Genomic DNA, 20,948 nt, shown 5'->3' with positions numbered 1-20,948 from the left:
TTCTCTGTCCCTTTCTAATTGACACTAATTATTTTATTCTGATATAATACATAAAAAAGAATGTAAGTAGGGAATTCATTATGAAAGAGAAAATAATACAATTGTTGAATGAAGCTGAAGACTATATTTCTGGCGAAGAGATAAGCAGACAACTAGGGGTTTCCAGAACCGCTATATGGAAAGTTATTAATCGTTTGAAAGAAGAAGGTTATGAAATTGAATCCGTTACGAGAAAAGGTTATAGACTTCTATCTTCTCCTGATATATTGAACAGCGAAGAATTACATTATAATCTTAAAACTGAAATCATCGGCAATAAAATAATTAATTTTGATAAACTAGACTCTACCAATCAACAGGCGAAAAAATTAGCTTTAGAAGGCTCCAAGGACGGGACTGTTGTTATTGCTGAAGAACAAACAGCAGGCAGGGGCAGAAGAGGCAAGATGTGGGTTTCTCCACCTGGTACAGGCATATGGATGTCTATAGTCTTAAGACCTAATATAATGCCCGAGAATGCTTCTATGATAACTCTAGTAGCAGGTATAGCAGTATGCAAGGCAGTAAGAGAAATAACCAGCTTAGAAGCGTTAATCAAATGGCCTAATGACATAGTTGTAAATGGTAAAAAAATATGCGGACTATTAACAGAAATGAACTCTGAAATAGACTTTATTAATTTCGTAGTAGTAGGAATAGGGATTAATGTGAATATAGAAAAATTTCCACTTGAGTTAGACGACATTGCAACTTCATTAAAGATAGAAGGAAGCCAATCCTACCAAAGGAAAAGATTATTTAAAAGAACATTGGAAATTTTTGAAGATTATTACAAGAAATACCTTGAAACAGAAGATTTAACTAAAATTATTCAAGAATATAATGAATCTTGTATTAACATAGGCAGAAATGTTAAGGTTACAGGTAAAAGCCAAAATGTAACTGGAAAAGTAAAATGTGTTACCAATAAAGGTGAACTTATAGTAACTAATCAACAAGGACAAGATATTGTAGTCACTTCAGGAGAAGTTTCTGTAAGAGGAGTATACGGATACGTATAATTATTAATAATGAAAGGGTTTGATATTAATGTTTGATGAAAGAGTAATACTATGTGTCTCTAATGTGTATACTAAGAAGTATTTTTTGAATCAAGACTTTGAACAGCTTCCTCAACAAATTAAAGATGAATTAAAAATATTATCTGTGTTATATACTGAAGATGTAGGTGGAGTTTTAACTATTGGGTTTGAGGAAAATGGAGAATTGTTCTTAGAAGTAGAAGCTAATGAGAATGATTTGTTATTTGATGAGATAGGCAGCGGACTTAAAATGAAACAACTGCAAACTAATAAGAAAGAATTATGGGAATCTCTAGAAACGTTTTTTAAAGTATTTTATTTAGGTGAAGAGTAAAAATCAAATAAAAAAGTATAACAAAGGAGAAAAATATGATAAGACATTTAGTTATGTTTAAATATCTAGAAGAAGCAGAAGGTAATGGAAAAAAATATAATCTAGAAAAAACAAAAGACTTATTAGAGAATCTAGATGGTGAAGTAGAAGAAATAAAATATTTGCATGTAGGATTAAATGACGATGAAGCGGATGAAAGTAATTATGATCTAGTTCTTACAGTAGATGTAGAATCCATCTTAGGACTTAATGCTTATCAGGTTAATCCCAAACATGTAGAGGTAGGCAAATTTATTAAGAAAGTTGCTATGGCAAGAGCTTGTGTTGATTATAAGTTCTGATTAATCCACATTAAGTAGTTGTTATTTGATGAAATTATGTTATAATATGACTGATATTTTTTCATTAGTCTTCATAGTAACTAATGAGACTATGAAAATAAAAATACAAAATGTCTTGTATCCTTAGGGAATGAGAACAGGAGGTTATGACAATGAAAAAAAAGGTAAACACTAGGAAGCTTGTATTGGCTTCGGTAATGGTAGCTATCACTATTATTTTAGCATATACACCATTAGGGCTGATTCCTTTACCACCAATTAACCCAACAATATTACATATTCCTACAATAATAATAGCAATTGTTGAAGGACCTATTATGGGACTAGTAGTTGGAGTAGGATTTGGTGTCGCCACTTTGATTAAAGCATTCACAATGCCAGCTTCACCATTAGACCCATTATTTATGAATCCACTTATTTCTGTATTACCAAGAATATTTATAGGGATTACTTCTTATTATGCATATGCATTAATTAAGCGCCTACTAGGTAAAACTCGAAAATCTGAATCTATAGCTATTGGTTTTGGAGCAGTTATTGGTAGTTTTACTAATACCATAGGTGTATTGGGTATGATATTTATAGTATACGCTGACTTTATAAAAGACAAATTGGGGATTGAGGCAAAAACCTTAGTTTACTCGGTTGCTACAACAAGCGGTATAGCAGAAGCTGTTATAGCAGCAGCGGTATCTATTGGAGTGGTTTTATCCCTAAAAAAAGCTTTTTATAAAAAATAAATCATAGAATTAATAGTGGTGGTAGCCTTTTGGGTATTACCACTTTATTTAAGCAACATTATGTTTAAGTTCAATATATATAAATTATCAAAGGAAGTGATTAAATGTTATTAGTTATTGATATCGGCAATACTAACATAGTATTAGGAGCTTATAAAGAAGATAAACTAGTGGCAAATTGGAGAATGACAACAAAAACACCTAGGACATCAGATGAATATGGATTATTCATGTATAATTTATTTTTACATAAAGGAATTGATGTAAATGAAGTAGAAGATGTAATCGTAGCTTCTGTAGTTCCTAATATCATGTATTCACTGGTAAATGGTATTATCAAATATTTTAAGACTACCCCAATAATAGTTGGACCTGGTGTAAAAACAGGTATTAATATACGAACAGATAATCCAAAAGAAGTTGGAGCAGATAGAATTGTTAATATAGTAAGTGCGTATTATATATATGGAGGTCCAGCAATAGTTATAGACTTTGGAACGGCTACCACTTACGATATAGTTACAGAAGACGGGATATTCAATGCAGCAATAACATCACCAGGGCTAAAAATCAGTGCTAATGCATTATGGCAAAAAGCTGCTAAACTTCCAGAAATAGAAATTAAAAAGCCAAAAACCATACTTGCAAAAAATACAATAACCAGTATGCAGGCAGGACTAGTTTATGGTTATATCGGGCAAGTTGAATATATAGTCAAAAAGATAAGAGAAGAAATGAATATACCTGATATGAAAGTAGTTGCAACAGGTGGTCTTGCGAAGATTATCTATAAAGAAACAGATTATATAGATGTCTATGACCCAATGTTAACTTTAAAAGGACTTAAAATTATTCATGACAAAAATAAAAACTGAGTTGATGCTATGAAGATTAAAATAGGAAATCTAGAACTTAAGAACAATGTAATATTAGCTCCTATGGCAGGGGTTACTGATTTGCCATACCGAATTTTGTGTAAAGAAAAAGGATGCGGATTGGTTTATACTGAAATGGTAAGTGCAAAAGCTATATATTATGATAATAAAAACACAAAACTATTAATGCGGATTGATGAAAAAGAGCGACCAGTGGCAGTACAGCTTTTTGGGGCAGATCCAGATCTAATGGCTGATATGGCAAAAAGGATTACTGAAGAAAATCCTCATATAGATATTATTGACATCAATATGGGTTGTCCAGTACCTAAGGTAGTGAATAACGGTGAAGGTTCGGCTCTTATGAAAAAGCCTGAGTTAATAGGGAAAATAGTTAGAAAAGTATCTGAAGCAATAGACAAACCGCTGACAATCAAGATTCGAAAAGGTTTTGATGATAGTAATATTAATGCTGTAGAGGTTGCTAGGATAGCAGAAGAAAACGGAGTTTCTGCTATTGGAGTTCATGGTAGAACTAGAGTACAGTATTATAGTGGAAAAGCTGATTGGGATATAATAAAAAAGGTTAAAGAATCAGTGTCAATACCAGTACTAGGTAATGGAGATGTTTTTACACCAGAAGATGCTAAGAGACTGATAGATGAAACTGGATGTGATGGTATGCTTATTGGAAGAGGAGCACAAGGTAATCCTTGGATATTTAGTAGGATAATCCATTTTTTAGAAACTGGAGAAGAATTACCTAAGCCCAGTGCTACTGAAATAGTAGATACAATATTCAGGCATCTACAGATGTTATCTGAGTACAAAGGTGAATACACAGCGGTTAGAGAAATAAGAAAGCATATTGGATGGTATACAAAAGGATTATATGGTTCATCAGCTATAAGAAAAGAAATCAATTGTATAGAGACTATGGATGAATTAAAAGAAAAAATATTAGAGATAAAATTTCTTGAATTATAAAAAACATGTATAAAAAACGGGTTATGATAATAAGTTATACTAAAACATAATTTGAAGTGAATTATATGTATAAGAAATATGCAATCATAAGTTGTAATAAAGAATTTAGGGACATTAATTTTCGCAACCCATTTATTAGATGCTTTCCTAAGAAAATGGTAAGGAATTATATAGTGAAAAAACTTCCACTAAACATATCAGAAATTGATTATTTGGGTAATGTGGGATTAGATATAAAATTACCCATTACAGAAGAAGAAATCACTGACGTAGAATATATAAAGGCAATTATTGATGAATTCAATAAAAGACATTTGATCTATAATATCAATTCATTAGTTATTTCAAAAGAATTAAAAGACTACAGAGATGAATTTGAATCAATTATAGCTAATGAAAAAGCTATTCAGTTTTTATACATGGATAAAATTATAAAAAAAATTATAAATTTGATAAATAAAGAATTAAAAGAGATGAATTTTGTTATAATAGATGGAGATAATAGTAAAACAAGATTTATTATTGATCACCTATATCAAGGAATTAACTCCTTGACTATTGTAACATCTAAGCCAGAGGTATTTGAAGAGAGAGTTGAAGAAATATATAACGAAACAGGTTTAGCTGTTGGTTTAACCAATTATAATGTAAACCAAGAAATAGCAAGTGATATAATTATAAATTGCAGTAGCGATAAAGATAAGATATTTTACTCCTTTGATGAAGGCTCATATATTATTGACTTCATATCAGAAGATGATAAAGTCAGGAATATTCTAATAAAAAGAAATGATATTAATATGATAACTGATGTAGATATGTATGTTGATGGTCATTTAATGAGCAAAGAATTGTTTCATGGTATTTTGCTTAACGAAAATAGATTGCTAAGAAGCATGTTCCTATATGGTTACAAAACAAATATGTGTGATAGGTTAAGCAAGATAAAAAGCAAATATCATGTTAGGATTGGTAATATATATCAGAGGGGGGAAGAATTGCAATCTTAAGCTAAACAAGAACTATTTTTATATTGACAACTTGTTATTATTAAGTTATAATACCTTGAATATGAATAATATAACATTACAAATATTGCAAACACAGTATTGGGGAGTCATTAAGGTTGTATGTTGTATTAATAATTTGATATATAATGTTTGATTGATTTATTTGCATATATTGATTAAATGTTTTATCTTGATAAACAAGGTAATTGTATTGAACTAGAGATATAAAGATAGTTCAGATATTACTAGTTTTTATTATTATATAAAATATATTAAGAGGAAGGGTGTAGCAAGATGCCTGACAAAAAAGTAATACTAACATATAATGGTTTAAGGGCTTTGGAAGATGAATTACAGAATTTAAAAGTAATAAGAAGAAAAGATGTTGCAGAAAAGATAAAGGAAGCCAGAGCTCAAGGTGATTTATCTGAAAATGCAGAATATGATGCAGCAAAAGAGGAACAAGGCGAGATTGAAACTAGAATAGTAGAAGTTGAAAAAATACTTAAAAATGCTGAAGTAATTGACGAAGAAGATATATCATTAGAGATTATTAGTGTAGGATGTAAAGTAAAGATATATGATTTAGAATTCGAAGAAGAAATTGATTATGCAATTGTAGGTTCGACAGAAGCAGACCCATTAAAATATAAAATATCTAATGAATCACCAGTTGGAAGTGCTCTATTAGGTTCCAAAATCGGGGATTTAGTTGAAGCTGAAACTCCTAATGGAGTTGTAAAACTCAAAGTATTAGACATTCATAAATAAGTAACATTAAAATTGTTAAATATTAAAGATATAAACAAAAGAGTAAACTATAATATACAAGGAGGACTTGTAAGTGTCAGATAACAATAGGAATAACCAAGGCAAGGAACAGGACCTTAATGAACTCCTAAAAATTAGAAGAGAAAAACTAGCTGAATTACAAGAAAAAGGGAAAAACCCTTTTGAACTTACTAAATTTAGTGTAGATTGCCATAGTAATGACATTATTGATGGTTTTGAGGAGTTAGAAGGTAAAGAAGTTACCGTTGCAGGTAGGATAATGACTAAACGTGTTATGGGAAAAGCCTCTTTTTGTCACATAGCTGATAGAAATGGACAAATTCAATCTTACGTTAGAAAAGATGCAATTGGTGAAGAAGATTATGCAGATTTCAAACATTATGACTTAGGTGATATCGTTGGTATCAAAGGTGAAGTGTTCAGAACTCAAAAAGGTGAAATATCAATTAAAGCTCATGAAGTGACTTTGCTTTCTAAGAGTTTACAGATTCTACCTGAAAAATATCATGGATTAAAAGATACAGATACAAGATATCGTCAAAGATATTTGGATTTGATAGTTAATCCAGAGGTTAAAAATAATTTTATAACTAGATCTAATATTATAAAAGAAATAAGAAACGTACTTGATAATAAAGGATATTTAGAAGTAGAAACGCCTGTACTTAACACAATATCAGGTGGTGCTTCTGCAAGACCATTCACTACACATCATAATGCTCTTGATATGGAATTATACATGAGAATAGCTCTTGAATTACCATTAAAGAGATTGATTGTAGGTGGTTTCGAAAGAGTATATGAAATAGGTAGAGTATTTAGAAATGAAGGATTATCAGTAAGACATAACCCTGAGTTCACTTTACTTGAACTATATGAAGCATATACAGATTATCATGGTATGATGGATTTAACTGAAGAACTTATTCGTACAGTAGCAAAGAAAGTATTAGGTAATACTACTGTTACATATGATGAGACAGAAATAGATCTTGGTAAACCGTTTGCTAGACTTTCAATGTTAGATGCAGTAAAACAATATGCTAATGTTGATTTTGATGAGATAGAAACAGATGAACAAGCAAAAGAATTAGCTAAAAAGCATCATATAGAATATGAAAAGCATCACAAAAAAGGTGATATACTTAATCTTTTCTTTGAAGAATATGTTGAAGAACATCTTGTTCAACCAACATTTATCACTGATCATCCAGTAGAAATCTCACCTCTTGCTAAGAGAAAGCCTGAGAAACCAGATTATACTGAGCGATTTGAATTATTTATTACAAAAAGAGAATTTGCTAATGCCTTCTCAGAGTTGAATGATCCAATTGATCAAAGGCAAAGATTTGATAGACAAGAAGAACTTCGTGCAGCTGGAGATGAAGAAGCCAGCATGATTGATGAAGATTTCCTTACTGCATTAGAATATGGAATGCCTCCAACAGGAGGACTTGGAATAGGTATTGACAGATTGGTTATGCTATTAACTAATTCGTATTCAATCAGAGACGTATTATTATTCCCAACAATGAAAAATAAAGAATAAATTATAAATAATGAATGAAAAACCTCTATAAACGAGGTTTTTTTATTTATAGAAGTTGTAAATTTTTTTCCTAATTATGATGGTTTGTTTACATCACTAAATATATTATGGTATACTGTATAAGTTATTTACATAAGTTCCATATCAATTAAGATTATTATAACACACTAAAAAATAGACAATAATAGCAGCATTTGGAAGAAGATAACAATAAATATGATTAAGAAATCTAATGAGTGTTATAATATAAATAAAGTAATGTATCTGCTAAAAAAGTGTCGAAAATAAATTTTTTATGTGCTATAATTTAAATGATACGATATTCATTACTGATACAATTGATCAAAAGAGTAAATAAATTAATTGAAGAGAGGGAATGAATTAATGGCTTATCGTAAGAGACAACGTAATACAAAAAAAATCTGGTATTTGGTTTTAATAGTAGCATTGATAATTTGTGTTCCATTTATATATAAATTCTTGTCTAATAAAAACGGTGATGGTAACAATTTTATCAGTAGTATTATTAATCCAGGACAACCAACTGTGGAAACATTAGAAGTTGGATTTGATGATTATTTGGAGACTCCTGGTGTAAGCTATAATTTATACAGTAAAGCACCAATCGTAAAGGGGCTATATGTGAATGCATCTGCAGTAAGCAGTAAGGAAAGATTCAATACATTAATAGATATAGCTAATACTACAGAGGTTAATGCGTTTGTTATAGATGTTAAAAATGATTCAGGTAGAATTACATTTGATATGGATAATCCACAATCAGATGAAATTAATGCAGAAGTAAAATATATGAGAGACATTAATGTTGTCATGGATAGACTATATGAAAATGATATCTATCCAATAGCACGTATTGTAGCTTTCAAAGACCCTTGGTCATCAAAAAAAATAACCGATCTTGCTATTAAAAATAAAGACGGCAGTCTTTGGATGTATGATGAAGTATCATGGCTTAATCCGTATAATAAAGATACTTGGGATTATGTTCTTAATATTGCTAAAAAAGCCGCAGAAGTTGGATTCAAAGAAATTCAATTCGACTATATAAGATTTGAAGCTACAAGAAGTCTGAATAACGCAGATTTTGGCGAGGATGCTGAGAACAAAACAAGAATGGAAGTAATCTCAGAATTTGTAGCATATGCAATGAAAGAATTAGAACCATATAATGTTAAAGTATCAGCTGATGTGTTCGGTACTATCATTACAAGTAAAGTTGATGCGAAAGCTATAGGACAAGATTATTTAGCAATGGCAGAAAAATTAGATGTCATATGCCCAATGGTTTATCCCTCACATTATGGAAAAGGTTTCTTTGGAATACCAAGAGATAAACATTCAGACCTATATCCTTACGAAACGATACTTGGATCTATGAAAGCTTCCAATGAAAAATATAAAGAATTAAATGGTAAGAAAGGTGCTATAGTAAGACCTTGGCTTCAAGCTTTTACAGCATCATACCTAAGAAAACCAAATTATAAATCTTATGGTCCAGAAGAAATACGTGCTCAGATACAAGGAGCATACGATGCTGGTCTTGAAGAATGGATTCTGTGGCATGCAGGTTCAAAATATAATAAAGATGGATTATTGAAAGAACAATAATCTTGGAGGGTGACTGTTACTTCATTGAAACGGGGTGAGTACTTGAATAAAGAAAAAGTAAAGATTATGACTAATTTGGCTATATATGAAAAAAATGTAGGAAAAGAAGATTTCTCTGTAAATGGTCATTTCAAGTCAAATTATATATCCTATAATAATTTTAAAACACGATTAGGCATTTTGATAGCAATGTGTATCATATTTGGCGGGGACTTAATGAAAAGAGTTACTAGAGATCTTAATAGTTTAGGAGATATAAATTATTTTAATATAGGTATCAGGTATCTTGTAATATTAGCCATTGTACTAGCAATTTATACAATCATTTCAACAATCATTTATAGGAAAAGATATAAAAGCGCTGAAATAAGAATTGCAAAATATAAGAAACTACTTAGTAAACTGAATGACTATAAGTAGTGTAGATTTTATTCAAGGAGGAAATATTAGGTATGACTAAGCTTTATGAGATAAGGGAAGTGCTCATAACACTTTATAAGAGATATGAAAGATATGTAGTGCCTATAACTAGATTTATATTGGCATTATTGGTATTTGTAAGATTAAATGGATTTTTGAATTTTGCTAAAGTACTTAATAAACCAGTGGTTAATATTTTATTAGCAGCTGTAGCAAGTTTTATTCCTGGTAATTGGTTAGTACTGTTATTAGTATTTATAATAAGTACTCATCTATTCTATGTTTCAATTGAAGCTTTAGCGATAATATTTGTAATGATGATAATTGTATACTTGATGTATATTAGGATATTTCCTAAGATGGGTTATTTCATAGTGGCAGTTCCATTGCTATTTTCATTAGGAATTCCATATGTAGTACCTATTTTTGCAGGTTTATTCGTTGGTCCAATAGCAATAGTACCTGTTTGTATTGGAGTTGCTGTTTATTTTTTCTCAGGACACATGTCAACTATTTTATCAATAAAAGCAGCAGATTTGACAGATTTACCTGATTCACTTATGAATATGTATAAATCAATTACGGATTTACTACTTAATGATAAAGCTATGATGCTAACAATTATAATATTTATTGCAGTTATATTAATTACATATTTTATAAGTCGCTTAGAAATTGATTATGTATGGTACATTTCCATTATAGCAGGTAGTATTACCAACTTGTTAGGATTTACGATTGGTACTATTATATTGAAAACTGATATAAGTATAGTAGGAGTTGTATTCGGTTCCATACTATCAATAATTTTTGTTTCCGCTTGTCAATTCTTAAAAGTATGTTTACACTATACAAGAGCTGAAAAAGTACAATTTGAAGATGACGATTATATCTATTACGTAAAAGCGATACCAAAAATTAAGATTGGAAAACAAATTAAAAAAGTAAAGCGAATAAATAATATAACGAAATAATGCAAAATCTATTGATTAATAATGAATTAACATAACGAAGTGGTCTTATGACTCTTCGTTTTTTTCTAAAGATATAACAATTTTATAAAATTAAATTATGGAATATATTTTTGAAAAAAATTTACAAAAATCTATTTTTATAAAGTACAAATAATGATATAATAAGTTACATATAAGTTAATCTATTGTAACTTGAGGGGTATCAATAATATACGCCCATTGACCTTATAATATTAAAATAATACAATGAATTTGTTTATTAACAAAAGCATGAATAAGGTATAGGTTAGTATTAGTAGAATGAATAGTCGAAGATTGATAGAAGTATGGTTAAAGAGGGTGTAATATTGGAAGATTTAAATAACTTCTGGGATAATTTGAAAATGATACGTTTTGATTTACCTATAATAGGAGTAAAAGATGTTATAGAAATAGTGTTAATTGCATTTGTTATATACCAACTTTTAAAATGGGTTAGGGGAACTAGAGCCTGGACATTATTTAAAGGTTTATTAATAATATGTATCATTGCATTTATTTCAATGATACTGGAACTGAATACTATTACGTTTATATTTGTTAAGACAATAAATACCGGGATTATAGCCTTGCTAATTGTATTTCAACCTGAGCTTAGAAGTGCTTTAGAACAGCTTGGTCGTAGGAATTTTTTCTCAACGATTTTAATATTTGATGAGCAGAAAGATAAAAAAGAAAAGATTTCAATTAAAGCAATAGAAGAGATTGTAATAGCAATAGAAGAAATGTCAAAATTCAAGACAGGTGCACTTATAGTTATTGAGAGAGAAGTAAAGCTTGGTGAATATGAACGGACTGGAATACCATTAAATGCGACGATAACAAGCCAATTGCTTATAAATATATTTGAACATAATACACCACTTCATGATGGCGCAATTATTATTAGAAATAATAAGATAGTTTCAGCAACTTGCTATCTGCCTCTATCAGATAATATGAGCCTTAGTAAAGAATTAGGAACAAGGCATAGAGCGGCAGTTGGTATTAGTGAAGTTTCGGACTGTATTGTTATTATAGTCTCAGAAGAAACTGGAAAAGTATCTATGGCATTAGGTGGTAATATAATTAGAAATGTAGATAGTGATTATTTGAAGAATAAATTAGTCTATCAAAAGAGGACAACTGACATAAAGAAATTTAAGATTTGGAAAGGTAGACAAAGAAATGGGTAATGTATTTACAAGAAACATAGGATGGAAAATTGCATCAATTGTAATAGCCTGCTTTGTCTGGTTTGCAATTGTAAGGGTTGAAGATCCTTATATAACTAAGGATTTTAAGCATATCCCTGTAAAAGTTCTTAATGAACAGGTAATCACGTCCAAAAATCAATATATTAATTTTGTAGAAGGTCAATATGTGGATGTAACTCTTGGAGGGAAACGTACAATAATTGAACGATTCAATAAAGAAGATATAATAGCTACTGTTGATATGCAATACTTATCCTTTACTGATTCATTGGTTATTGAAATAAAGACAAATAATGAGGCAATTACAGTAGTTAAGAAAAGCCCTAATGATATGAGAATATCAAGAGAAAATGTTAAATCAGAAATTAGACAGATAACATATGAATTTGAGGGTAATCCTAAGGAATCATATATTCATTTGGATCCTATCATTACTCCAAATACTGTTGAAATAGAAGGACCTGAATCTAAGATGAATCAAGTGCAAGAAGTTAAAGTAACCCTTGGCATTGATGGTGCAACTAATGATGTTACATCTGTTGGTAAAATAAGACTACTAGATAAAAATGGTGATGAAGTTAGTGATATCGACAAGAGTATAGAAGAAGTTAATTACCAAGTTCCTATAAGGAAGTTAAAAGAAGTCAGTGTTCTTGTTAAGACTACTGGCAGTCTACCTTCAGGATACAAATTAAATGGAAGTGAAGTTATTCCTAATAAGGTAACTCTTATTGGAAAAGAAGAAGATATTGATAAAATAAATAACATAGTATTACAAGTTCCACTTAATAATGTTACTGCTGATGTTAACAAAGAAATTGATCTAGCCACAGTACTACCAATAGGAGTGTCTAGATATCAAAATACTAACATTGTAACGGTTAAATTAAATGTAGACAAAGTTCAAGAAAAAGAGGTAGTTATATTAACTCATGATATTAGTATTGAAAGGTTGCCAGAAAATCTAAATATATCTATAGTTAATACAGAAGATATTAAGGTGAAGTTTCGAGGAATTCAAGAAGAGCTGAACAAAATTACAGTATTCAGTCTTAAACCTACGATTAATCTTAATAACTTAGAGGAAGGGCGACACGAAGTTACTTTGACTCTTACATACCCAAGAAGCGTTGAACTTGTTACTGAAATTCCAAAAGTAGTAATAGAACTAACTAAACAAGATCAAGGTGATGTATCTGAAAATATACAGGATAATGTAAGTAACATTGATGATAGTAATACAGGGAATAATGAACCAGTTGATGATACATCAAATAATGAATAAAAATTATATATAGGGTCTGTCTAGTAATACATTCTTAGATATAAGCTTAGTAAGATGTATTATAGACAGTCTTTTTTTTTATTACCAAGTAACAAAAATAACACTTATTTCATATTACTATAATATATACCACTTTAATAAGTGGTATATACCAGACCTAAAACAAAGGGTTATTTGTTGGATAATTCATTGAAGGTAAATATAGGGAGTGTTATAATTATAAAAGTGTAAAGAGGTACTAATACCAATATTTTCATAAAACAATATTGTAATCAAATAAACTAAAGAATAGATAAAACATAGATATCATACGAATATGAAAGGAAATATAATAATGGGTAAATTATTTGGAACTGATGGTGTAAGAGGAATTGCTAACAAAGAACTTACTATAGAGATGGCATACAAATTAGGTCAGGCAGGAGCTTACGTACTTACTAAAGAGAAAAAGCATAAGCCAACCATACTGATAGGTAGAGATACCAGGATATCAGGAGAAATGTTAGAAGCGGCACTTATCTCAGGTATATGTTCAGTTGGGGCAAATGCAGTAAGTATCGGTGTGGTACCTACACCAGCGGTAGCATATTTAACAAGATTATATAATGCAGATGCAGGAGTTGTTATATCCGCTTCTCATAATCCTGTAGAATACAATGGAATAAAATTTTTTAATAATAAAGGATATAAGTTATCAGATGAACTAGAAGAAGAAATAGAAGATATAATGTTGAACAACAGTGATAAATTAGAGTTACCTACAGGAACTAAGATAGGAAGAGTAAAACATAAGAGAGAAAGCATTACAGATTATATTGACTATGCTAAGAGTGTAATAGATATTAACTTAGAAGGAATAAAAATAGTTATTGACTGTGCTAATGGTGCATCCTATGTATCTGCACCAGAAACATTAAGACAACTAGGTGCAGAAGTTTTCATTATTCATAATGAGCCTGATGGAACTAACATAAATAAGAAATGTGGTTCAACTCATATGGAAGACTTACAACACTATGTGAAACAAGTAGGTGCTGATATGGGGCTGGCTTTTGATGGTGATGCAGACAGATGTCTTGCAGTAGATGAACTCGGAAACATGGTTGATGGTGATAGGATTATGGCTATCTGTGGTCTATACATGAAAGACAAAGGATTATTAAAAAAAGATACCGTTGTTGCAACTGTAATGAGTAATCTAGGATTATTTATTATGGGGAAAGAAAAGAATGTACATATAGAGCAAACAAAAGTTGGCGATAGATACGTTTTAGAGAAGATGATAGAACAAGGATACAATCTAGGTGGAGAACAATCAGGACATATCATATTCTTAGAAGAAAATACAACAGGTGATGGACTCCTAACAGCTATTCATCTATTAGAAGCACTTAAGCACTCAGATAAAAAACTATCTGAATTAGCTAATGTAATGGAGGTTTTACCACAAGTATTAGTTAATGCAAAAGTAAGTAATGAAAATAAATATGATTATCTAGAAGATGAAGTAATAAAAAGTGAAATAGAGAAACTAGAAGCAAAATTTGATGGTGAAGGAAGAGTATTAATAAGACCTTCTGGAACAGAGCCATTAGTAAGAGTAATGATTGAAGGAAAAGACAGAAATATATTAGCTGATGAAGCAGAGTCATTGGCGAAATTAATTGAAAGTAGACTTAATAATTAGGAGGTAAACATTTTGTGCGGTATTGTTGGTTATATAGGAAATAAAGAAGCTGCCCCTATCTTGATTGATGGGTTAAAAAGCTTAGAATATAGAGGATACGATTCAGCAGGTGTGTCCATATACGATCATAAAATTAAATGTGTCAAAACAAAAGGAAGATTAATTAATCTTGAAGAAAGATTAGATAACAACATGTTACATGGTAATTTAGGGATAGGTCATACTCGTTGGGCAACTCATGGTGAACCTTCCGACATTAATTCACACCCACATATGAATAGTACTAATACTATATCATTGGTTCATAACGGGATTATAGAAAACTACATGTCAATAAAAGAAAAACTAGAATCAAAAGGACAAAAGTTTTTATCAGAAACAGATACTGAGGTAGCTGTACAATTAATAGATTATTATTATAAAAAAACACATAATCTATTAGACTCAGTTTTGAAATCTATGGATAAAATAGAAGGTTCTTATGCATTTGGTGTCATATGTAATGATGAACCCGATAAAATAATTGCTGTCAGAAAAGATAGTCCATTGATTATTGGTATAGGTAAAGGTGAGAACTATATAGCATCTGATATTCCTGCCATTCTAGAACATACAAGAGACGTATATCTATTAGAAGATAAGGAAATCGCAATTGTAACTAAAGATAATGTGAAGATAATAGATACAGATAAAAACGAAGTGACAAGAGAGATATACAATGTTACATGGGATTTAAAAGCCGCTAGAAAAGAAGGCTTTGACCATTTTATGTTAAAAGAGATATTTGAACAGCCAAGAGTAGTAAAAGATACTTTGACTCCAAGATTACCTCTTGACGTTAATGATATAGTCCTAGATGACATCAATATGTCAAAAGAGGTTCTTGAGAGAATCAACAAGATATATATAGTTGCTTGTGGAACAGCTTCCTATACAGGCTTAGTAGGAAAATATCTAATTGAAAGAATAGCTAGAATACCAGTAGTAGCAGAGGTAGCATCAGAATTTCGTTATAGAGAACCAATACTAGATGAAAACACCTTGATGATCGTTGTTTCACAATCAGGTGAAACAGCTGATACACTTGCAGCTCTTAGACTTGCTAAGAAAGCAGGGGCATATGTTATTGGTGTCGTTAATGCAGTTGGTTCAACAATATCTAGGGATGCTGATGATGTGTTATATACCCTTGCAGGACCAGAAATCGCTGTAGCTTCTACGAAAGCATATTCAGCTCAGTTATGTGCCATGTATCTACTATCAATTAAGATAGCTATGGAACTTGGAAAGATATCTAAGGATGAATTCCTAGAGTTAAGAGAAGAGTTATATGCGCTACCTGATAAAGTAGGTAAGATATTAGAGCAAGTAGATAAAATCAAAGAATTAGCTAATAAATATATTAACTCCAAGAACGTATTCTACATTGGCAGAGGTCTAGATTACGCTGTATCAATGGAAGGTGCATTGAAGTTAAAAGAGATAGCTTACCTTCATGCAGAGCCTTATGCTGCTGGTGAGTTGAAACATGGTCCAATAGCACTTATAGAGGATAATTCATTACTAGTTGGACTTACAGGTCACGAAGAGCTATTTGAAAAGACGGTAAGTAATATAAAAGAAGTAAAAGCTAGAGGTGCTAATGTATTAGCAATAGCTCTAGAAGGTAATAAAAAAATAGGTAGTATTGCAGATGATGTAATATATGTTCCAAGAACTCATTGGATGTTTACATCACTACTTGAAAATATTCCACAACAGATATTTGCTTATTATATTTCTGTGGGGCTTGGGCATGATGTTGATAAGCCTAGGAATTTGGCTAAGAGTGTTACGGTGGAGTAGGGGATTGGAGATTGAAATAAATACGTGTGGCTATTTCTGGGAAATTTCAACTTTCTAGCATTCAAGCGAATATATAAGCAATATGAGGAGACATGAAGGGAGACAATGTAATTGAAGAAATGTAAAGTGATTTTGATGTTGGTAATATCCATTATATCAGTAACAATTATAAATAGTAATATCTATGCAAATAGTAATAAAGAAAACAATGCTGTAAGCAAAAGATGCTCGGTATTTATTAACAGTGAGGAAGTCAGGTTTTCAACACTTAAGAAGGAGGGGTTATCACCAATTACCTATAATGATGAGATTTATATTCCTGTTAGAAGTTTTGCAAACTATATGGGATATTCGGTAAGTTGGAACCAACTGACGAAAACCATATCTTTTTCAAAAGGGAGCAAGTTTAAAGGTATGATTCGACCTATTGACGACTATATTGATTATCATAGTAATAAATATATCGATGTTGAAGAAAAGGTAAATATAAAATTTGAGATTGAAGGTATTGAATTTATTCCTTGTGATAATAATGGAAATAAAATAAATCCAATATCTTATAATAATCACACTTATTTTTCGTATGCATGTTTAGGTAAGTTATTTAATTTAGAAGTATCATATGATAAGGAACATGATAGGGTTGTTTTTGGTGAACAAATTAAGAGTCAGCAAGAACCAGATCTCAATAATATAAATACGACAAAAGTGGCTAATATGGAAGAGTTGGTCATGCAATTAAATCAATATCCTTACAATAATAGCTATACACCTTTTGTCAGAACAGTTGTAGAAAATAGTATCAAACTTGAAGAAGACGTATATAAAGGTTTTCCCGATAAAGATTACGTTGAAGCTAAGATGGCTCATCTTTATGATTCGATAGCTCAATATATGAATGGATTTTTTACCCGTGACTATCGATCACTCGATGAAGAAACATTTATAGAAGACTATATGCCATATTTTAGTGGTTGGTTAAGTTACAAAGAACAAAAATTTCATCAAGAGTCTTTAGTTAAGGAATGGTTAAAGGATACAAAAGAATATAGAATTATTCAATTATCAAATTTCATAACCGATAAAAGATTAGTATATGATTCATGTGATGCTGTATATTCCATAAGGGGTAGATGGCAATTTAAGTATGATAGTCATACCAACCCAAGTAACATAAAGTTTGAAATAGAAAGTGATATCCCTATTGAGGTAGGTCAGTGGTATGAAGTAGACGTGGATGTATTACTTTATACACCCATGAGTAATGCACCCCGTATAGTACAACCCAAAATGAGGTGGATAACAGGTCAATACATATTTAGTTTAGGCATTGAAAATTATAAATTCTTAAGTGATATTAGAAAAATTGATGAGGAAGAAGTTATCCATTTTAATAACTATAAAAAGATTGTAAATAGAAGTATGAATAGGACAGAGATATGTAGTTACCAAGATTGGATTTATTATTTCGATGAGAATTTGAGTCAGCTATGCAGAATAAAAAAAGATGGTTCCGAATCCAATGTCATCTACGACAATTTTTCAAATTTTAAAATGGATAGATTTCATGTTTATGATGATGCGATTTATATTTTAAATAAGGATCAGGAATTAATGAGATATTGTCTTAAAAAAAATACGTTTAACCTAGTGCTAGAGCTGGGCATATATAGGTTAACTGGTATTAACGATAGCATATATTACTTAAAAGGGGATATAGCTAATAATCTTTATCGAATATGTTTGGATAATCTTGAAGAGATAGAAGTTGTTAGAAATATAGAAGCAAGGTACTTAAACGATAAGAAGCATATATATTATATCGAGAGCGATACAAACCATTTGATAAAATATGATATAAAAAATGGAGAGAAAAACATCCTCTGTCAGGATGCTGATTTTGTAGAGGTTATTTTCAATAATTGGATATATTATAATAATGATAAGCGAGTTTTAATTGATGGTTCTAGGATACAAACAGCTTTTGATGAATATCAATGGGTTGATATTAAAGTTGAGTAGAAGCAAAGCTGTCAAATAAAATACAGTAACTATACTTATGAATACAAAAGTAACGTCTTATACAATAAGTATAATTAGAAGCAAGGATTATACATGAAAAAAAATCTAAAGTCATATCAATGGTAACATTGTTTAGCATACTAAAATTATATTGTTATGGAGTATTTTAATACGCCCACCTACCACATATACTTATATATAGCTTTCTCCACACAAACATCATGTTAATCCAGATTGGGAAAACCATATATTGAAGTATGATGATTATGTGCCATGATTTTTAGCGTATAATAAAAAACAAATAGTCGAATTATTAGGTAGACAAATCTATACCGAATGACTATCTTCTTATTTAACCAAAGTCCACTATTTTGCAATAATTGAAGCAACAAAGAAGTAAAGCATGTCTATTCACAAAAATTAGCGAAAAGATCTATAAGAGCTTTTCGCTCTGTTTGGAAGGGCGTTTATGAAGAGGCAAAAACGTCGCATTATTCACGGTTTTAATTGTCATACTTCAAAGCATAACAGCTATAGTATAGGCATGAGTACTAGGAAATCTTGCACTCATGCCATAAAATTATCATAGAAAGCAAAATTTAAGAGAAAAATGCCATAATGGTAACATTAAGGCACACGCCAATTAGATAATATTCTAGATAAAAAAGATTGCCCTATGAAATATTATGCAAATAATGGGCAATCTTTTTTATTTCAAATCAATAATTTTTTAATATAGATGTTCTATTTAGGGCAAACTTTATTCTCCCGCCACAAATACAAAAATTTAGAAGTGTATGAGAAAGAGATTTAAAGTATAAGGTAATAATTAACGTTTAAGATTAGGTAGAAAGTATAAGCTAATAGATAAGAGAAAAGGCATCTTACTGTTAGCTATTTTTCTGTCCTTTTTATATTAAATTAAAAAGGAGTTTAATGTTACTATTTTACAAGATATATTCCTATGAAATTTGTTGTTCAATAATAACTAGATTTCATAAAATATGTAGTAATAAAATAAAAGTGTTTTTAACCACAAAATTCTACAAAATTTTTATAAATTTAGTGATATAATCAAATAGTTCAAAATATTTAAAATTGAAAGGAAAATTTTTATGAAAAAAATAATAAGTATTTTAACAATTTCATTAGTATTACTCAGTAGTAACTTATGCTTTGCGACAGAATATAATTTAAATGAGGCTGATTCACAATTTATTTCAAATGATATAGTTGTTCCTTATGGGGATACATTTGGAACTCATTATCGTATGAGATTTAGTAAGAAAATACCATTAAAAATTGATGGAGTAGAATTAGAGGGTGTATATGTAAAACCTCAATTAATGGCTAATCTTTACAAAGATAGAACTGGTAAAGTAAGTGTTGTAAGTATAGATGAAGTAGCACCTGGTTCAAGAAATTGTACAATTACATCATATACTTTTGTAGAAGTTAATAATAGAAAACATCGTATATCAATAGATTACAAAGGGAATACTGGAAGTACAGGTATTGAGCAAAAAATGACAGTAAAAGCAGCTCAAACATTAGTTATGAGTGGTGAGGTAGGTTTCAAAAGTGTTTTTGGTTCTGTAAGTACAAAGGCTGAGCTAATGGCATCTGCAGAAGAAGAATCAATGGTTACATTTACCTATACATTAGATGGTTCTTATTCTGACAATATTGAAGCAACTTTTTATATAAATGAAGAGGGAGAGGCTATTGTAAGTGTGCGATAAAAATATTAAAATAATTTTAGGATTTATATCTATAGTAATCAGTGGAATGATTTATGAATTTGAAAGATTTCTGTATGTTCAAATTTGGGAAACAAGATGCCAAGCATTAATTAATTTAGGAGATGGACCAGGTAATTTTGCACCTATATTTAGTGAAATAGTTGATTTTAGAACTAGTCCTAGCTTTTTAGATAACAAAATATCAATAGCATTTTTAATACTTGGCATATGTTTTTTTATAAGTATGTTTTTTAAAAACAAAAAAAGGATTTAAAAGTAATGTATATTATTGCTATAAACTCTTATAACGGACTAGGGTTACATAATATATCATGATATATATCTTAGATTCAAATAATATAATGAAATATTGAGACTAAGCCTGAAAGGGGAGATAAA

The 20,948-nt window shown here is 30.2% G+C and carries 19 protein-coding genes; all 19 read left to right on the top strand.

Features of this window, described 5'->3' with window-relative positions:
- Positions 1 to 80: 80 nt before the first annotated feature.
- The 19 genes from ACX6CF_RS11475 to ACX6CF_RS11385 all read left to right on the top strand — a co-directional run bounded on the left by ACX6CF_RS11475 (position 81) and on the right by ACX6CF_RS11385 (position 20,823).
- Positions 81 to 1,061 carry a biotin--[acetyl-CoA-carboxylase] ligase gene (locus tag ACX6CF_RS11475; protein WP_458785470.1) on the top strand — a complete coding sequence of 327 codons (981 nt, stop codon included), beginning with the start codon at positions 81 to 83 and terminating at the stop codon, positions 1,059 to 1,061.
- A gap of 28 nt (positions 1,062 to 1,089) precedes the next feature.
- Entirely contained in the window at positions 1,090 to 1,416 is a 327-nt protein-coding gene (locus tag ACX6CF_RS11470; RefSeq protein ID WP_458785469.1) for a DUF6145 family protein, read from the top strand.
- 35 nt (positions 1,417 to 1,451) lie between these two features.
- On the top strand, positions 1,452 to 1,757 hold the full coding sequence (locus tag ACX6CF_RS11465; protein WP_458785468.1) for a Dabb family protein: 306 nt from the start codon (positions 1,452 to 1,454) through the stop codon (positions 1,755 to 1,757).
- Positions 1,758 to 1,909: 152 nt separating this feature from the next.
- Positions 1,910 to 2,497 carry an ECF transporter S component gene (locus tag ACX6CF_RS11460; RefSeq protein WP_458785467.1) on the top strand — a complete coding sequence of 196 codons (588 nt, stop codon included), beginning with the start codon at positions 1,910 to 1,912 and terminating at the stop codon, positions 2,495 to 2,497.
- A gap of 104 nt (positions 2,498 to 2,601) precedes the next feature.
- Positions 2,602 to 3,372, top strand: a complete 771-nt coding sequence (locus ACX6CF_RS11455; RefSeq protein WP_458785466.1) for a type III pantothenate kinase — start codon at positions 2,602 to 2,604, stop codon at positions 3,370 to 3,372.
- 9 nt (positions 3,373 to 3,381) lie between these two features.
- Positions 3,382 to 4,359 carry a tRNA dihydrouridine synthase DusB gene (dusB, locus tag ACX6CF_RS11450; protein WP_458785465.1) on the top strand — a complete coding sequence of 326 codons (978 nt, stop codon included), beginning with the start codon at positions 3,382 to 3,384 and terminating at the stop codon, positions 4,357 to 4,359.
- A 173-nt stretch (positions 4,360 to 4,532) separates the two neighbouring features.
- A complete protein-coding gene (locus ACX6CF_RS11445; RefSeq protein WP_458785464.1) occupies positions 4,533 to 5,369 on the top strand; it encodes a hypothetical protein in 837 nt (278 codons plus the stop codon).
- Positions 5,370 to 5,663: 294 nt separating this feature from the next.
- A complete protein-coding gene (gene greA, locus ACX6CF_RS11440) occupies positions 5,664 to 6,140 on the top strand; it encodes a transcription elongation factor GreA (protein WP_458785463.1) in 477 nt (158 codons plus the stop codon).
- Between the two features lie 73 nt (positions 6,141 to 6,213).
- The gene (gene lysS, locus ACX6CF_RS11435) at positions 6,214 to 7,710 is read left to right on the top strand and encodes a lysine--tRNA ligase (protein WP_458785462.1); all 1,497 of its coding nucleotides are present in this window, start codon (positions 6,214 to 6,216) and stop codon (positions 7,708 to 7,710) included.
- Between the two features lie 384 nt (positions 7,711 to 8,094).
- On the top strand, positions 8,095 to 9,339 hold the full coding sequence (locus ACX6CF_RS11430; RefSeq protein WP_458785461.1) for a putative glycoside hydrolase: 1,245 nt from the start codon (positions 8,095 to 8,097) through the stop codon (positions 9,337 to 9,339).
- Positions 9,340 to 9,381: 42 nt separating this feature from the next.
- Complete coding sequence (locus tag ACX6CF_RS11425) at positions 9,382 to 9,759, top strand: hypothetical protein (RefSeq protein ID WP_458785460.1); 378 nt, start codon at positions 9,382 to 9,384, stop codon at positions 9,757 to 9,759.
- A 32-nt stretch (positions 9,760 to 9,791) separates the two neighbouring features.
- Positions 9,792 to 10,733 (top strand): hypothetical protein, encoded by a 942-nt coding sequence (locus ACX6CF_RS11420; RefSeq protein ID WP_458785459.1) that lies wholly within the window; start codon positions 9,792 to 9,794, stop codon positions 10,731 to 10,733.
- Positions 10,734 to 11,080: 347 nt separating this feature from the next.
- Positions 11,081 to 11,947, top strand: a complete 867-nt coding sequence (gene cdaA / locus ACX6CF_RS11415) for a diadenylate cyclase CdaA (RefSeq protein WP_458785458.1) — start codon at positions 11,081 to 11,083, stop codon at positions 11,945 to 11,947.
- Entirely contained in the window at positions 11,940 to 13,253 is a 1,314-nt protein-coding gene (locus ACX6CF_RS11410; protein WP_458785457.1) for a CdaR family protein, read from the top strand. The genes cdaA and ACX6CF_RS11410 overlap by 8 nt, the downstream gene beginning before the upstream one ends.
- A 334-nt stretch (positions 13,254 to 13,587) precedes the next feature.
- Complete coding sequence (gene glmM / locus ACX6CF_RS11405; RefSeq protein ID WP_458785456.1) at positions 13,588 to 14,940, top strand: phosphoglucosamine mutase; 1,353 nt, start codon at positions 13,588 to 13,590, stop codon at positions 14,938 to 14,940.
- Between the two features lie 12 nt (positions 14,941 to 14,952).
- Complete coding sequence (gene glmS, locus ACX6CF_RS11400) at positions 14,953 to 16,785, top strand: glutamine--fructose-6-phosphate transaminase (isomerizing) (protein ID WP_458785455.1); 1,833 nt, start codon at positions 14,953 to 14,955, stop codon at positions 16,783 to 16,785.
- 111 nt (positions 16,786 to 16,896) lie between these two features.
- Positions 16,897 to 18,807, top strand: a complete 1,911-nt coding sequence (locus ACX6CF_RS11395) for a DUF5050 domain-containing protein (RefSeq protein WP_458785454.1) — start codon at positions 16,897 to 16,899, stop codon at positions 18,805 to 18,807.
- Positions 18,808 to 19,922: 1,115 nt separating this feature from the next.
- Positions 19,923 to 20,549, top strand: a complete 627-nt coding sequence (locus ACX6CF_RS11390; protein ID WP_458785453.1) for a hypothetical protein — start codon at positions 19,923 to 19,925, stop codon at positions 20,547 to 20,549.
- A complete protein-coding gene (locus tag ACX6CF_RS11385; protein WP_458785452.1) occupies positions 20,539 to 20,823 on the top strand; it encodes a hypothetical protein in 285 nt (94 codons plus the stop codon). The genes ACX6CF_RS11390 and ACX6CF_RS11385 overlap by 11 nt, the downstream gene beginning before the upstream one ends.
- Positions 20,824 to 20,948: the final 125 nt, after the last annotated feature.

This window comes from Vallitalea sediminicola (genome assembly GCF_054408565.1).
Note: the sequence above shows the minus strand (reverse complement) of the source record. Positions and strands in the feature narration are given on the sequence as shown.

What these genes read in the sequence shown, in the direction of transcription:
- ACX6CF_RS11475 (WP_458785470.1), top strand. Translation starts at nt 81, where the DNA reads ATGAAAGAGAAAATAATACAATTGTTGAATGAAGCTGAAGACTATATT.
- ACX6CF_RS11470 (WP_458785469.1), top strand. Translation starts at nt 1,090, where the DNA reads ATGTTTGATGAAAGAGTAATACTATGTGTCTCTAATGTGTATACTAAG.
- ACX6CF_RS11465 (WP_458785468.1), top strand. Translation starts at nt 1,452, where the DNA reads ATGATAAGACATTTAGTTATGTTTAAATATCTAGAAGAAGCAGAAGGT.
- ACX6CF_RS11460 (WP_458785467.1), top strand. Translation starts at nt 1,910, where the DNA reads ATGAAAAAAAAGGTAAACACTAGGAAGCTTGTATTGGCTTCGGTAATG.
- ACX6CF_RS11455 (WP_458785466.1), top strand. Translation starts at nt 2,602, where the DNA reads ATGTTATTAGTTATTGATATCGGCAATACTAACATAGTATTAGGAGCT.
- dusB (WP_458785465.1), top strand. Translation starts at nt 3,382, where the DNA reads ATGAAGATTAAAATAGGAAATCTAGAACTTAAGAACAATGTAATATTA.
- greA (WP_458785463.1), top strand. Translation starts at nt 5,664, where the DNA reads ATGCCTGACAAAAAAGTAATACTAACATATAATGGTTTAAGGGCTTTG.
- ACX6CF_RS11430 (WP_458785461.1), top strand. Translation starts at nt 8,095, where the DNA reads ATGGCTTATCGTAAGAGACAACGTAATACAAAAAAAATCTGGTATTTG.
- ACX6CF_RS11420 (WP_458785459.1), top strand. Translation starts at nt 9,792, where the DNA reads ATGACTAAGCTTTATGAGATAAGGGAAGTGCTCATAACACTTTATAAG.
- ACX6CF_RS11410 (WP_458785457.1), top strand. Translation starts at nt 11,940, where the DNA reads ATGGGTAATGTATTTACAAGAAACATAGGATGGAAAATTGCATCAATT.
- glmM (WP_458785456.1), top strand. Translation starts at nt 13,588, where the DNA reads ATGGGTAAATTATTTGGAACTGATGGTGTAAGAGGAATTGCTAACAAA.
- ACX6CF_RS11390 (WP_458785453.1), top strand. Translation starts at nt 19,923, where the DNA reads ATGAAAAAAATAATAAGTATTTTAACAATTTCATTAGTATTACTCAGT.